The sequence below is a fragment of the Streptomyces tubbatahanensis genome (assembly GCF_022699385.1).
Classification (GTDB): domain Bacteria; phylum Actinomycetota; class Actinomycetes; order Streptomycetales; family Streptomycetaceae; genus Streptomyces; species Streptomyces diacarni.
Genome location: NZ_CP093846.1, coordinates 396,627 through 408,988, shown reverse-complemented (window position 1 = coordinate 408,988; position 12,362 = coordinate 396,627). Strand labels below are relative to the sequence as shown.

The 12,362-nt window shown below is 69.2% G+C and carries 13 protein-coding genes and 1 pseudogene; 5 read left to right on the top strand and 9 right to left on the bottom strand.

The genetic code is table 11. The annotated features are described in order from the left end of the window. Positions 1 to 63: 63 nt before the first annotated feature. From MMF93_RS01735 to MMF93_RS01720, 4 genes are all read left to right on the top strand, one after another. A complete protein-coding gene (locus MMF93_RS01735) occupies positions 64 to 945 on the top strand; it encodes a 3-keto-disaccharide hydrolase (protein ID WP_242748857.1) in 882 nt (293 codons plus the stop codon). A gap of 166 nt (positions 946 to 1,111) precedes the next feature. Continuing rightward, a complete protein-coding gene (locus tag MMF93_RS01730; protein ID WP_242748854.1) occupies positions 1,112 to 2,395 on the top strand; it encodes an MFS transporter in 1,284 nt (427 codons plus the stop codon). A 36-nt stretch (positions 2,396 to 2,431) separates the two neighbouring features. Further along, the gene (locus tag MMF93_RS01725; protein WP_242748852.1) at positions 2,432 to 2,611 is read left to right on the top strand and encodes a VOC family protein; all 180 of its coding nucleotides are present in this window, start codon (positions 2,432 to 2,434) and stop codon (positions 2,609 to 2,611) included. Beyond that, positions 2,599 to 2,889 (top strand): VOC family protein, encoded by a 291-nt coding sequence (locus MMF93_RS01720; RefSeq protein WP_242748849.1) that lies wholly within the window; start codon positions 2,599 to 2,601, stop codon positions 2,887 to 2,889. The genes MMF93_RS01725 and MMF93_RS01720 overlap by 13 nt, the downstream gene beginning before the upstream one ends. A gap of 58 nt (positions 2,890 to 2,947) precedes the next feature. On the opposite strand, the gene MMF93_RS01715 is transcribed toward MMF93_RS01720, so the two are convergent. From MMF93_RS01715 to MMF93_RS01700, 4 genes are all read right to left on the bottom strand, one after another. Further along, positions 2,948 to 4,138, bottom strand: coding sequence for a mandelate racemase/muconate lactonizing enzyme family protein (locus MMF93_RS01715; protein WP_242748847.1), 1,191 nt, complete (start codon positions 4,136 to 4,138; stop codon positions 2,948 to 2,950). 103 nt (positions 4,139 to 4,241) lie between these two features. Beyond that, complete coding sequence (locus MMF93_RS01710) at positions 4,242 to 5,618, bottom strand: MFS transporter (protein WP_274709418.1); 1,377 nt, start codon at positions 5,616 to 5,618, stop codon at positions 4,242 to 4,244. Between the two features lie 390 nt (positions 5,619 to 6,008). Next, on the bottom strand, positions 6,009 to 6,356 hold the full coding sequence (locus tag MMF93_RS01705) for a VOC family protein (protein WP_242748842.1): 348 nt from the start codon (positions 6,354 to 6,356) through the stop codon (positions 6,009 to 6,011). Positions 6,357 to 6,426: 70 nt separating this feature from the next. Beyond that, positions 6,427 to 6,807, bottom strand: a complete 381-nt coding sequence (locus tag MMF93_RS01700) for a winged helix-turn-helix transcriptional regulator (protein ID WP_242748839.1) — start codon at positions 6,805 to 6,807, stop codon at positions 6,427 to 6,429. A gap of 234 nt (positions 6,808 to 7,041) precedes the next feature. Here MMF93_RS01700 and MMF93_RS01695 point away from each other — a divergent pair, with 234 nt between their 5' ends. Further along, positions 7,042 to 7,698, top strand: a complete 657-nt coding sequence (locus tag MMF93_RS01695) for an ATP-binding protein (protein WP_242748837.1) — start codon at positions 7,042 to 7,044, stop codon at positions 7,696 to 7,698. Between the two features lie 66 nt (positions 7,699 to 7,764). Here MMF93_RS01695 and MMF93_RS01690 read toward each other — a convergent pair whose 3' ends face one another. The 5 genes and pseudogenes from MMF93_RS01690 to MMF93_RS01670 all read right to left on the bottom strand — a co-directional run bounded on the left by MMF93_RS01690 (position 7,765) and on the right by MMF93_RS01670 (position 12,281). Next, positions 7,765 to 8,838 (bottom strand): Rieske 2Fe-2S domain-containing protein, encoded by a 1,074-nt coding sequence (locus MMF93_RS01690; protein ID WP_341483325.1) that lies wholly within the window; start codon positions 8,836 to 8,838, stop codon positions 7,765 to 7,767. A 239-nt stretch (positions 8,839 to 9,077) separates the two neighbouring features. Then, positions 9,078 to 9,296, bottom strand: a complete 219-nt coding sequence (locus tag MMF93_RS01685; protein WP_242748835.1) for a hypothetical protein — start codon at positions 9,294 to 9,296, stop codon at positions 9,078 to 9,080. 177 nt (positions 9,297 to 9,473) lie between these two features. Further along, positions 9,474 to 10,454, bottom strand: coding sequence for a TrbL/VirB6 family protein (locus MMF93_RS01680; RefSeq protein ID WP_242748832.1), 981 nt, complete (start codon positions 10,452 to 10,454; stop codon positions 9,474 to 9,476). Positions 10,455 to 10,621: 167 nt separating this feature from the next. Then, positions 10,622 to 11,281, bottom strand: coding sequence for a formylglycine-generating enzyme family protein (locus MMF93_RS01675; protein WP_423835333.1), 660 nt, complete (start codon positions 11,279 to 11,281; stop codon positions 10,622 to 10,624). Between the two features lie 93 nt (positions 11,282 to 11,374). Continuing rightward, a pseudogene (locus MMF93_RS01670) lies at positions 11,375 to 12,281 on the bottom strand (LLM class flavin-dependent oxidoreductase). Positions 12,282 to 12,362: the final 81 nt, after the last annotated feature.

Sequence of the window (12,362 nt, the reverse complement as noted above, 5' to 3'; positions counted from 1 at the left end):
GCACGGCGCCCCGCGGCAGCCACCTCCCCACACGGAACGACACGGCAACAAGGCGGAACCGGCATGACCTCGCACCACCTCCCCGCGGGGGAGAACCACCCCGGCGGACCAGAGGGCTACACAAGCCTCTTCGACGGCACGACACTGAACGGCTGGTACGCCGTTCCCCGCAGCTACGGCACCCAGTGGCCCGGCGGCCCGCACGTCCTGGAGACGGGCAGCGGCTTCCCGGCTGACTACCAGACACACGCCGACGCACACCCCGCCAAGTGGACCGTCGAGGACGGCGCCCTCGTCGGACGGCAGGACCCGCCCGGCAGCGGATACGGAGGCTACCTCGTCTCCGAGGAGGCGTACGGCGACTTCGAACTCGTCCTGGAGGCCAAGCCGGACTGGCCCGCGGACAGCGGCATCATGATCCGTCGGCGCCCCGACTCCTGGGAGGGCATCCAGGTACTCCTGGACCACCGCCGCTCGGGATCGATCGGCGGCTACTACGGCAACGGGATCGGTGCCTTCCACGCCGTCCCGTTCGCCCTCACGGCCCGAAAGGACGCCGAAGGCAACGCCGTGGGACTGCGGGAGGACGACCCGGAAACCAGCGTCGAGCCGTTCTCCTCCCACAAGCGGGACCTGCTCACCCGCGGCGCGGACGTGACGGACTTCCTGAGCGTGTGGCGCTGGATGGACTGGAACGAGTTCCGGATCCGCTGCGTCGGCCTGCTCCCCCGCGTGACGACCTGGATCAACGGCCTGTTGGTCGCCGAGATCGACATGTCCACCCTCGACGCGCCGCACTACGACCCCGAGGCGGTCGCGGCCCTGTTGGGCCCCGAGGGGCACATCGCGTTCGAGGTCCACGACACCGACCCCCGTCTCGGCCGGGACCGCTGGGGCCCCGACGCCGCCTGCCGCTGGCGGAACGTGCGCGTCAGGCGCCTGTAGCAACGGCTCGGACCGCCTCCACCACACGACCCTCGCCACGCCCTGATCACGGCATGTCCCTACCACGGACATGCCGTGATCAGCCATGCCGTGACACGGAACGTCGGAGCACGACTCGGCGGATCACGGCTCCCCCAGGCTTGTTCTCAGCGCAGAGGACCATGCGATGCAAAGAATTGCCCACCTGTACCCCCGCCTCGGCCTGATGATGATGCTCGAGTTCCTGGTGTTCGGGTCCTGGTACCCGACGATCGGGCTCGTCCTGAGCAAGAACGGACTCGGCGACCTCATCGGCCTCGTCTTCGTCTTCTCCTCGGTCGCCGCCGTCGTCTCGCCGATGTTCATCGGAGCCCTGGCCGACCGCTTCTTTCCGGCACAGAAAGTCTTCGGAGCCCTCCATCTGGCAGGCGCCGGCCTGCTCTTCTGCCTCCCGCACGCCGTGCGGTCCGGCAACGAGAACCTCTTCCTGAGCCTGCTGTTCGTCTTCACGCTCTTCTTCCAGCCCACGCAGGCGATGCCGAACAACATCACGTTCGCGCACCTGGGAGACCGGCACGACGTCTTCCCCTACATCCGGGCACTGGGCACGGGCTCGTGGATCGTCTCCGGCCTCGTCATCGGCCAGGCGGGACTGTCCGCCAGCCCCGTCATCTTCTACGTGACCGCGGGCTGGTCGGTGCTCCTGGGGCTCTACGCGTTCACTCTGCCGGCGACGCCGCCGCAGCAGCGCAACGTGAGATTCAAGCTGGGCGATGTCATCGGCAGCGGCGCCTTCACTCTCTTCCGGCGGCGCGACTTCCGCGTGCTGATGGGGTGCATGCTGCTCATCAGCCTGCCCATCTCGATCTACAACGCCTACGGCTCGACGTATCTGTCGGTCGCCGGAATCTCCGACGTCGCCTCCGTCATGTCGCTCGGTCAGGCGTGTGAGCTGCTCTTCGTCCTCGTGCTGCCGGTCATGCTGCGCACGATCGGCTACCGAGGCGTGCTGATCACCGGCCTGGCCTGCTGGGTGGTGCGCTGCGGACTGTTCCTCGCCATGGGGGAGGGCCCGCACTGGCTGGCCTTCGTCGTGGTGGGCATGCACGGGGCCTGCAACGACTTCTTCATGATCACGGCCTGTATGTACGTCGACCGCATGGTCTCCCCGTCCCTCACGGCACAGGCACAGGCGCTCGTCTTCTTCATGAGCATCGGCGTCGGCCAGGGGCTCGGCTCACTGATCGCCGGATTCCTCTACGACCAGGCCGTCGGTGTCGGCTCCGCCCCGTCGCTGAGCGACTGGAACACCCTGTGGGCGGTCGCCGGAGCGGTGTCGGTGCTGGCCTTCGCCGTCTTCGCCGCTCTCTTCCGTGAAGGGGGTCTCGCCGCGAGACCCCAGGCGCCGGCGCCGGATGCCCCGGAAACCGGTGCCGAGACCGGCTCCGAAGCGCTGCCGTCGGCACGCTGACCAAACCCTCCCCCCCCGATAAACGAGGAGCAGACAGTGGAAACCCCGGTACCCCTCGACGGGTTCATACAGATCGCCCTGGTCGTCGAGGACATGGACCGCGCTCTCGACGCCTGGTGCGAGCTGTTGAACACCCCGCGGCCCCACGTGCGCGTCACCCCCGCGGAACCCGACCCCGACGAGTCCTATCGCGGCGAGACGGCGTGTTACGCCTGAAGTTCGCCGTCATCACATGTCCGGAACGAGGCTTCGCCATCGAACTGCACGCACCGGACGAGAACCCCTCCACCTTCCGTGAGTTCCTCACGGAACACGGCAACGGCGTCCACCACATCGGCTTCCAGGTCGGCGCGGCACGTGACGCGGTGGTCGATGAACTGGCCGGCCTCGGCTATCCGGTGCGCAACCTCGGCCACTATCCCGGCGGCAGCTGGACCGTCGTCGACAGCGAAGCGGACCTGGGAGTGAACCTCAACATCAAGCCGGTGGCCTGACATACGGGTGGGCCTGCGCCGCGCAGGCCCACCCGTACGTCAGCGGCTCCGGCGAGCCTCACTCGAAGAAGTGGCGATCCTCCTCAGAGAGGTACCGGCCGGCCTCCTCGGGTATCAGCGTGACGCCGAGCCCCGGACGCTCACTCACCTGGACGTGGCCGTCGACCACGATCTGCTCGGGCCATCCCTCGACGATGTCGTACCACCACGGGTGTTCGGGCACCGGGTACTCGAAGGCGATGAAGTTGTCCGGGAGCGTCGCACACACCTGCACCAGGGCCCCGAGGCCGATCAACCCGTCGTACACGCCGTGCGGCGCCATCGAGATGCCGTGCAGGTCGGCGTACTCGGCGATCCACTTCAGCTCCGCGATGCCCCCGACGTCGGCCGGGTCGGGGCCGATGACGTCGACCGCGCGCTGCTCGATCAGGTCGCGGAAATTGTGACGCAGGTAGAGTTGCTCGCCCGTGTGGATGGGCGTGGCGGTCGCGGTGGTCAGGTCCCGGTAGGCCCCCGCGTCGGTCCACGGGACGTAGTCACCCGTCAGCAGATCCTCCAGCCACACCAGGTGATACGGCTCCACACGCCGTGCGAAGCGGATCGCGTCGCTCCTGGTCCAGCCCGGGCCGCAGTCCAGTGCCAGCCCCACCTCGTCGCCGAGGACCTCCTTCATGGCCGCCACACACTCCACGGTGTGCTCCAGCCCGCGCTCGGTGAGCAGCCCGCGGTTGGGGTGCGGCGCGCCGGTGCGCACCTGTGAGTAGGAGTAGTCGTCCAGCTCGCCGGCCATCGGGTCGTGGTAGCCGATGGCCTGCTTGATGAGGGTGAAGCCCTCGGGCACGTTCTTGAGCCGGCGCATCAGCTCTGCGAAGTCCTCGGGCTCGTTGCCCTCGCGAGGCACACGGACACCGCCGTTGTAGACGCGCACCCGGTCACGTACTTTGCCGCCGAGCAGCTTGTGCACGGGCAGCCCCGCTGCCTTGCCTGCGATGTCCCACAGCGCCATCTCGATGGCGCTGACGACGCTTCCCCACGGCTTGTTGCCGCCACGTCGCCGGATGCGCAACAGCACGGATTCGACGTTGGTGGGATCCATGCCCACGACGAACTCCGCGAAGTGGGGGACGCAGGCCTTCGCATACGGCTTGTACGACTCGATCTGCCCGAACCCGTCGATGCCCTCGTCCGTCACCACCCGGATGACGGGGCTGTTCCCGAGGAGGGCGCATGTGACGGCAGTGATCTTCATGAGGGTCCTTTCGGAGGTGGCAGCGCTGGCCGGCAAGGCGGCGGGCCGGCGGGCCGGTGGCCGGTGCGCCGGGGGGGGGAGGGGACGAGGGAGGGGTGGGCGGTCAGCAATGTGGCGTGGCGGTGGAGCCCCCGGAGTCCGCGGGCGTGCCGGCCTCGCCCTCGTTCCCCTCTGGGGACCCGCCCACGGCGGCCGACGCTTGTGCGGGGTTCGGTGCGTCCGCTGCTCGCGGCGCGTCCTCGGACCCGGTTTCAGCTTCCCCGTGCTGCTCCTGCCCGGGGTCGTCCTTGCCGAGGAAGAACACCATGAGCAGGGCGTTGAGCACCGCGGCCGCAGCGGCGACCAGCCAGATCGGTTGCCAGTCGCTCAGATCGGAGGTGGTGGCATTGCCGATCACGCTGTTGTAGATCGAGCTGGCGGCCACCGCCCCCAGCAGGCTTCCGACGCCCAACTGGAAGAAGAACACCAGGGCCTGGGCCTGTGACCTGAGAGCGGGGGCCACCATACGGTCCACGTACATGTAGATCGTGACCATGAAGAAGTCGGTGGTCACACCGTGCAGCGCGACGACGGTGACGGCGAGCCAGACCTGGCCGTGCGTGAGGGTCAGGAAGAGAACGCAGCGGAGGATCCAGGTGAGCGCCCCGGTGACCAGAATCTTCCGGAAACCGAACTTCACCAGCAGGCGCGGCAGCAGGAGCATGACCACGAACTCCGCCGCCTGCCCGATCGACATGATCGAGGCGACGTTGTGTACGCCCGCGGCGTCCAGGTAGGTCGCGCCGTAGTCGTTGTAGGTGGAGGCCGGTATGAAGGTCAGCAGGATGCACGCGATCAGCACCGCGAACGTGCGGCGCTTGAAGAGCGGGAAGGCGCCGGCTCCGATCATGTCCAGAGGCCGGAACCCGCGGCCCTTCGAGAGCGGGGGAGTGGAGGGCAGGCTGAAGGAGTAGAGGCCGAGTGCGAACGAGACGGCGGCGGCGATGTAGAAGATCGCTGGATGAGCGGACAGGCCGCCCTGCCCGACGACGATTCCCGCGATGATCCAGGAGCCGGTGCCCAGCGCCCGGAGGTAGGGGAAGACGTGCGTGCGCCCCTGGAGGTGCGCGAACGAGATGGAGTTGGGCATCGCCTGCGTCGGCTGGAAGAACAGCATGAAAGCGAACAGCAGGAGCACGAACAGGGCGCCCTGGCGGTTCACGATCGCCTGCGGCATGAGAACGAGCAGGGTCCCGCCGGCCAGGTGCAGGACGCCGAAAACCTTCTGGGCGGGGAAGAAACGGTCGGCCAGTGCCCCCACGAAGAGGGGCGAGAGCATCGCGGCGATCGCCGCGAAGATGAAGACGAGGCCGATCTTGTCGCCCAGGCCGTTCTGGCTCATGACCAGGCCCATGGTCGGCTTCCAGGTGCCGAACACGAAGTACTCGAGGGCCAGCATGGCGCCGAGGCGCGCATACAGTCCCGGGGGTGGTTGGTGCATTGGTGGTGGCCTCACGACTTCTGGCCCCGCGGCGGGCGGGGGAACCTGCGGGCACGCGTGGCCCGTCACTGACCGCCGGACGGTGGGTCACGCCCTGAAGGAGGCTTGTGCGGCTGTCCGGCACGACGAAGCCGGGAAGTGAGACGTGTTGGATCATTCGACAGGGCTTCACTGCCTGTCAAATCGAGAACTGCTTTTTTGGCGCGTGTTTATGACTGGAAAGAAAATAAATAGGTTCTCTTGTGGAAGAATATGGCTGCTTCTTAACATCGACCGAGACGGAAACCGGGGAGTGAGACACCCGCGTACCCCGCGTACCCCGCGTGACCATCGGACAGTTTCGTGACGGACGCTCCCTGCCACCGGCGAGCGGCGTGCGTCAGCGGCGGGTCATCGGTGGCCCAGCACGTTGACCACCCGACCGTTGGGATCGCGGACGAAGAACCGCCGCACCCCCCACTCCTCGTCCTGCAGGGGATGCACGATCTCCGCGCCGCTGGCACACACCGCCGCGTAGGCCGCTTCGACATCGTCCACCTCGACACTCATGTCCGGCACGACGGGCGCGGTCTCGTCGCGGCTCATGAAGGTGATCTGCGCGGTGGGGTTGGAGGGAGAGGCGAGCGTCATGACCCAACCGAGGTTCATGACCTCCTCGAACCCGAGAAGCCCGTAGAAGTCGCGGCTCTCCTCCATGGCCTCTGACCTGATGTCGGGCATGGCCCGGCGGATCGACATGAACAACCCCTTCTGGCAGGCGGACGACGGTGTGTGTCGGTGAGCCGCACGTGTCGGTGGGCCGCGTTTGTCAGGTGTCGAAGCGTTGGCGCGAGACCTCGATGTCACCGAGATACCGGTGGGTCCAGTCGCACATGCCGTCGACGGTTGCCTGAAGGGCCTGCCCGGGCTCGGTGAGGGTGTACTCGACGCGCGGGGGCACGGTGGGGTGCACGTTCCGCTCGACCAGCCCGTTGCGCTCCAGCATGCGCAGGTTCTGGGTGAGCATCTTGTGGCTGATGCCCTCGACCGCGTTCCGCAACGCGCTGAAGCGCAGGGTGCCCTCACCGAGGGACTCGATGATGAGGAACGCCCACTTGTTGGCGATGTCGGAGAAGATCTCCCGCGCCAGAGAGTCCGCGCGCGTCAGGTCTGCTTCGTCGGGTGCACCGTTGTGCTGCTTGGCCACCATGCGCTTCCCCAGCCACCGAAAAGAGCGGTCTTCCCTGTCGAAGAGCCACTCTCTTACAGAACGCCAGTCACCACAAGAGACCGCCGCGCAGCTGCCGTCGAACTGCCGTCCAGGCGCCGCCCACCCGCCGGGGGCCGCCCACGCGACCGCGCGACCGCGCGACCGCGCGACCGCGGCACCGCCCGACCGCGCACGTGCGCGACTCCGTGGATGCGAGGCTGCGAGACTGCTCGAATGTCTCGTCACATGGTCTCGGTCATCGGCAGCAGCCCAGGCGTCGGAAAATCCACGCTGTGCCGTGCGGTCGCGGAATGGCTGACCGAAACCGGCGCGTCCGTCGACCACTTCGAGGAGGCCGACATCCTCACCCGGGCGGCGTTCCGGCCGGTGGCCGAGGAGTTCGCCGGTGGTGAAGCCGCAGTCCGTCCTGAGACCCTCATCGAGTGCACGCGCGCCTACGTCGCCGAGATGGACGCGCGAGGCATGGACTACGCGGTGACGGACGCCCTCGTACCGTTCATCCCCTCTCTCGTGGCGTGGGGCCACGAGGAGCGGACTCTCTCCCGCGTGACGAGCGAGCTGGTGCAGGTCTTGGAGCCGGCGGTCCAGGTCACCGTCGTCTACGTCCACGACGATCCGATGCGGGCACTGCGCCGCGCGGTGCAGCGCGAGGGGGAGCCCTGGGCGGACTGGTACGTGCGCAAACTCGCCGGTTCCCCCGGCACCAGGGCGGTCCACGACCTGCCCTCGGCCGCCGCACACCTCCGTTTCGAGGCCGACCTGACCCGCCGCCTCCTCGCCCAGACCCCGTGGCAGGTCGTGACGGTGGACGTGGGCACCCGCGACGCCCGCGAGGCCTTCACTTACGTACGAGACCACCTGACGAAGTAGCCGGCCCCGCAACCGGCCTGCCCCCGGACGCGGCATCCGCCGAGCGTCCGACTCCCGCTCCACGGATCAGGAGGGGAGGGGGGCGCCGTTGCCGCGTAGTACGTCTCTCAGGTCGAGGATCAGGGGGAACACCTCGTGGTTTAGGTCCTCTCCCTGCTCGTCCCATGCGCGCTGCTCCGCCTCCACGGCCGTCCGGTCCTGTGCGAAGACCCGTTCGGTGAAGCGGCGGATGAACGGCCAGGCGAGAGAGAGCGCGCCCGGAACCGGCGGCTTGGCGATCATGAGCAGTCCGTACGCGCGAGTGACGCGCTGCTCCGCGTCTTCGGGTACGTAGGCCGCCCACAGGGAGAAGGCGGGGAGTTCCGTGTTCGTGGGAGCCAGACGGAGGGTCTGATACGGGTACTCCGTACGGATGGTGATGACGTCCGACCCCTTGCTGCCTCCGGGCCCCTTCGCGGACAGCAGTCCGGCGCCGAAGTCCTTCTTCCCCTTGCCGGAGGTGAACAGGTAGCGCGCCTCCACCGACCGCGGCCCGGCGTCGTAGCCCAGCAGCTTGGGCTGGATGCGGCCGATGACGCCCCGGTGCAGGAACTGGTGGTTCATGTCGAGCAGGTTCTCGTGCATGAAGGAGTAGTGGCAGTGCACGGCACGGGAGAACGTCATCGTCCTGTGCCGGGGCGAGGCGCATTCCGGCAGGTCGGGCAGCGGCGTCACGGCCGCCTTCTCCGGATCGCCGGGGAACACGAACACCAGGCCGTAGGCTTCCCGCACCGGGTAGGCACGCACTCCCCGCGGCGGTCGTTCCCCGCCCTTGGGCAGGTAGGGGATCTGACAGATGCGGCCGTTCCCCCGGTACGCCCACGCGTGGTAGCAGCAGCGGAGGGTCTCACCTTCCACCACGCCCATGCTCAGCGGAACCTGTCGGTGAGCGCAGCGATCCTCCAGGGCGTACACCGCTCCCTGCGCGCCCCGGTACAGCGCGAGGCGCTCACCCGCGAACGCGGCGGCGCAGGTCTCGCCTTTCGGCACCTCGCGGGAGAGGGCGACCGGATACCAGAAGTCCGGGCTGATTCCGACGCGTCGCAGATCCGTCACCGGCCGGGGCAGGGGGTCATCCACAGCGGAAGAGCGTTCGTCCAGCCGTGGTGCGACCGGGGCACTGTCTGCGGCTTTCTCCTGAGTCACGAGATGTTCCCTCACCTGTAGGTCGCCGGTACGGGGGATCGCCGGTACGTGGGGAGCGTCGCGCTCAGGGGGAGTGCGAGTCGAGCTGGTCTCCCCGGCCACGTTGTCCTTCCCCGGTACCGTGCCGATGAGGCTCGCCCCGGCGAGTGACACGGCGGGCCGACCCGCCCGAAGACGCGGCTCCCGGCAGTGCGTCAGGGTGTGTGCGGCCGGTCCCGGCGCCGGCCGGTGTCCCGCTCATCGGCCGTCTCGCGCCCGGCGGCGGTGTCCGCGTGACCGGCGGCGGTGTCCGCCCGCTCGGCTTCGGCGTCCGCGTGGTCGGCGGGGAGTCCAGTGGACTGCGTGTCGCTCGCGAACCCGGTGGCGAGGACGTAGTCGACGTCGACGTCGCGGTACTCGACGCCCGCGCTCACGCGTTCGGGCAGGTTCGTCCGTACGCTGCGCGAGGTCGACCGGCGGCCTGGGGAGCCGTGAAATCTCACGTGTGTCTGCGGCTCTTCCGGGAAGCGCAGGCCGACTGCCCGCACCGAGGAGGTGAGCGAGATGTCCGGCGCCTGCTCACGCTGGTGCGTGTCTGTCGAGTGCGCTGTTCATGGCGGCTCCCGCCTGCGTCCGCCGTCGCCGCGCTCGGCCGTACGCTTCGAGGCCGTGCGCTTGGCGCGACGCTCCGTTCGTCTGCCGGCATCCTCCTTGCCGTCGGACGCGGAACCGGTGGAGGCGCCCCGCCGCCGTGCGGTCTCCTCACCGCCTCGCGCCACCTCACCGGCCGCGTCACCTGCCGTCGCCTTCCCGACCGCGTCGCCACTCTCCTCGCCCACGACCTCCGCGGACTCGCGTGCGCCCCGGCCCACGTCCTGGACGGTTTCGCCGGCACTCTCGCCCGCGTCCTGGACGGTTTCGCCGGCACTCTCGCCCACGTCCTGGACGGTTTCGCCGGCACCCTTACCCACGTCCTGAACGGCTTCGCCCGCGCCGCCGCCCACGTCCCGCACAGCGTCGCCGGCGCCGCCGCCCACGTCCTGAACGGCGCTGCCGGCGCCCGCACCGACGCTCTTGGTGGCTTCGCCCGCACCGTGTCCCAACTCGCCGACCGCCTGCCGGGCCCCGCCGCCGAGTTCCTGTGCCGCGGCCCCCACACCCTGGGTGACCGCCTCCAGGATCTGCGGGTTCTTGTCGACGCTGCGCAGCACCCGGTCGATGATCCGTGCGACGTTGTCCAGGCGTACCTTCAGCAGCGCCTGCGCCTCGACGCCTTTGATCTCGAGCTGGACGCGGCCGAGGTCGACGTCGGCGCCGACGTTGAGCTTGAGCAGATCGAGAACCTCCGCCTGGAGCGAGACGCGGGCGCGCAGATCCTCGACGTCGAGGTGGATCTCGTCGACCTCGAGCTGAGGGACGTCGAGGAGGACGTCCGGGCCCTGGTCGGCGTCGTCACCGGCGGGAAGGAGCTCCCCCTCCTGCGGTTCCTGATCCCCCGCGTCCCCCTCGTCCCCCTCGTCCCCCTCGTCACGGAGTCGGTCGTCCTCGTCGTCGACGTACCCGGCGTCGTCGTCACGCTGCTCTTCGTTCATCACGCGGCCTCGCTGTCCCTGGGGCGGGCGTCAGCAACAAGAAGGGCATACCAGCTGCTTTGTACTCGAATCCACTGTAAAGCGGACAGTCCGCCCTGTCGTGGTGGAGGATGCGCCTCCCGACGGGCGCGGCGGGTGAGCGCTGTGCGGGCCGCCCGGCCCGGCAGTCACCCGTTCGATGTCGACCCGGAGCGAGCGAGGCGGAAGCCGACGTCGTCGATGCGGAAGGTCGGGTGACTCCGGCGCCGTACCGACGCCCGGCAGCTCCAGTGCTCGTCGGACCATCCGCCGCCACGGAGGACGCGGTAGCTGCCGTACACCTCGGCGTCGTAGACGTCCCAGCACCAGTCCCACGCGTTGCCCAGCATGTCGTACAGGCCCCACGGATTGGCCTGCTTGCCGCCAACGGGGTGCATACGTTCTCCCGAGGTCGCGCGGTACCAGGCGATGTCGTCCAGCCTGCCGTATCGCGGGCCCGTGGTACCCGCACGACAGGCGTGCTCCCACTCGGCCTCCGTCGGCAGCCGGTACCCGTCGGCGGAGGCGTCCCACTCGGCGACGTCGTCGTCGGCACCGAGGCGGTATGTCGGCGTCAGGCCCTCCTGCCGGGACAACGCGTTGCAGAAGCGGACCGCCTCCCACCACGAGACGCCCTCGACGGGCAGTCGGTCGCCCTGGCCCGTACTCGGCCGCCGACCGGTGACCTGTACGTACAACAACTGGGTGACCGGGAACACCGCCATCCGAAACGGCGCGACCTCGACCGGCCAACTGCGCCGCGTCCGCCGATCCGACAGCGTCACCCGCCCCGGCGGAACATCGACCATCTCTTTTCCCGACCCCGCGTCCACAACGGGTCACCCTAATGGTGTGTGCGCGCCGCTTGCGAGGCGCGGCTGTCTTGGTGCCGGCGCTACGGCTCATGCGTCCCTGACGACTCCTGCGTCGCGGCTCCCGCGGAGCGGAGTGGATCGGTGGAACAGGGCGTCGGCGAGGCGGTCGAACTGGTCGATGTCCGACGACCAGCAGTAGAGCATGACCTCGTCGGCGCCGATACCGAAGAAGGCGTCGACGGCCTCACGGATCCGTGCCGGGGTGGTGAGCAGACCGTCGGCCATGTGGTCCACATGGCCGCTGAACGCGTAGTAGCGGCGGAGCTGGCGCCGAGCCTCCTCCACCGTGTTCGGCGGGCCGAGCGCGACGTTCGCCTGGGCGACCAGGCGCGGGCGGCCGGGGCGCTCGTACCGCTTCCAGGCCGCCTCGGCGCTGCGGAACATCCCCTCCATGGCGCGCGGCGGCAGCGCCGCGCCGAGAAAGCCGTCACCGAACCTGCCGACCCGCTCGATCGCGGCGGGGGCGAAGCCGCCGAAGAGCACTTCGGGGCCGCCGGGTGTCGCGGGCACGGGTCCGATCGGTCCTGCCCCGTCGCCGTACGGCGCGCCGGACCACGTCCTGCGCAGGGCGGCCATCTGCTCGTCGAGCCGGCGGCCTCGGCGGCGGGACGTCGATGCCCGCTGCCAGGCAGTCGTCCTCGCGGCCGCCGACACCGATGCCGAGGGTGAAGCGGCCACCCGCAAGGCGGTCGAGCGTCGCGGCCTGCTTGGCGAGCAGCGCGGTGCGGTGGACCGGTGCGATGAGTACCTCGGTCTGGACGCGGACGCGTGAGGTCGCGCCGGCGAGGCACGCGAGGGTCACCAGGGGCTCGGGGTTGTCGAAGACGAGCCGGTCGAGCAGGCCCAGCGTCGTGAACGGGCCCGTATCGGCGCGCTGTGCCCAACTCAGGAGCGCGGCGGGGTCGTCGATGGGGAGGCCGAGGCCGATTTTCATGGGAAGAATCCTCCGGAGGGCATGACGAAGCACGTGCCGCCCCTCCGTGGCTCCGCGCGTGCTGCGCGGGCTCGCTCCCGT

Bases quoted from the DNA above. Each gene is read 5' to 3' on its own strand.
- MMF93_RS01735 (WP_242748857.1), top strand. From the start codon at position 64: ATGACCTCGCACCACCTCCCCGCGGGGGAGAACCACCCCGGCGGACCA.
- MMF93_RS01730 (WP_242748854.1), top strand. From the start codon at position 1,112: ATGCAAAGAATTGCCCACCTGTACCCCCGCCTCGGCCTGATGATGATG.
- MMF93_RS01715 (WP_242748847.1), bottom strand. From the start codon at position 4,138: ATGAAGATCACTGCCGTCACATGCGCCCTCCTCGGGAACAGCCCCGTC.
- MMF93_RS01710 (WP_274709418.1), bottom strand. From the start codon at position 5,618: ATGCACCAACCACCCCCGGGACTGTATGCGCGCCTCGGCGCCATGCTG.
- MMF93_RS01705 (WP_242748842.1), bottom strand. From the start codon at position 6,356: ATGTCGATCCGCCGGGCCATGCCCGACATCAGGTCAGAGGCCATGGAG.
- MMF93_RS01700 (WP_242748839.1), bottom strand. From the start codon at position 6,807: ATGGTGGCCAAGCAGCACAACGGTGCACCCGACGAAGCAGACCTGACG.
- MMF93_RS01695 (WP_242748837.1), top strand. From the start codon at position 7,042: ATGTCTCGTCACATGGTCTCGGTCATCGGCAGCAGCCCAGGCGTCGGA.
- MMF93_RS01680 (WP_242748832.1), bottom strand. From the start codon at position 10,454: ATGAACGAAGAGCAGCGTGACGACGACGCCGGGTACGTCGACGACGAG.
- MMF93_RS01675 (WP_423835333.1), bottom strand. From the start codon at position 11,281: ATGGTCGATGTTCCGCCGGGGCGGGTGACGCTGTCGGATCGGCGGACG.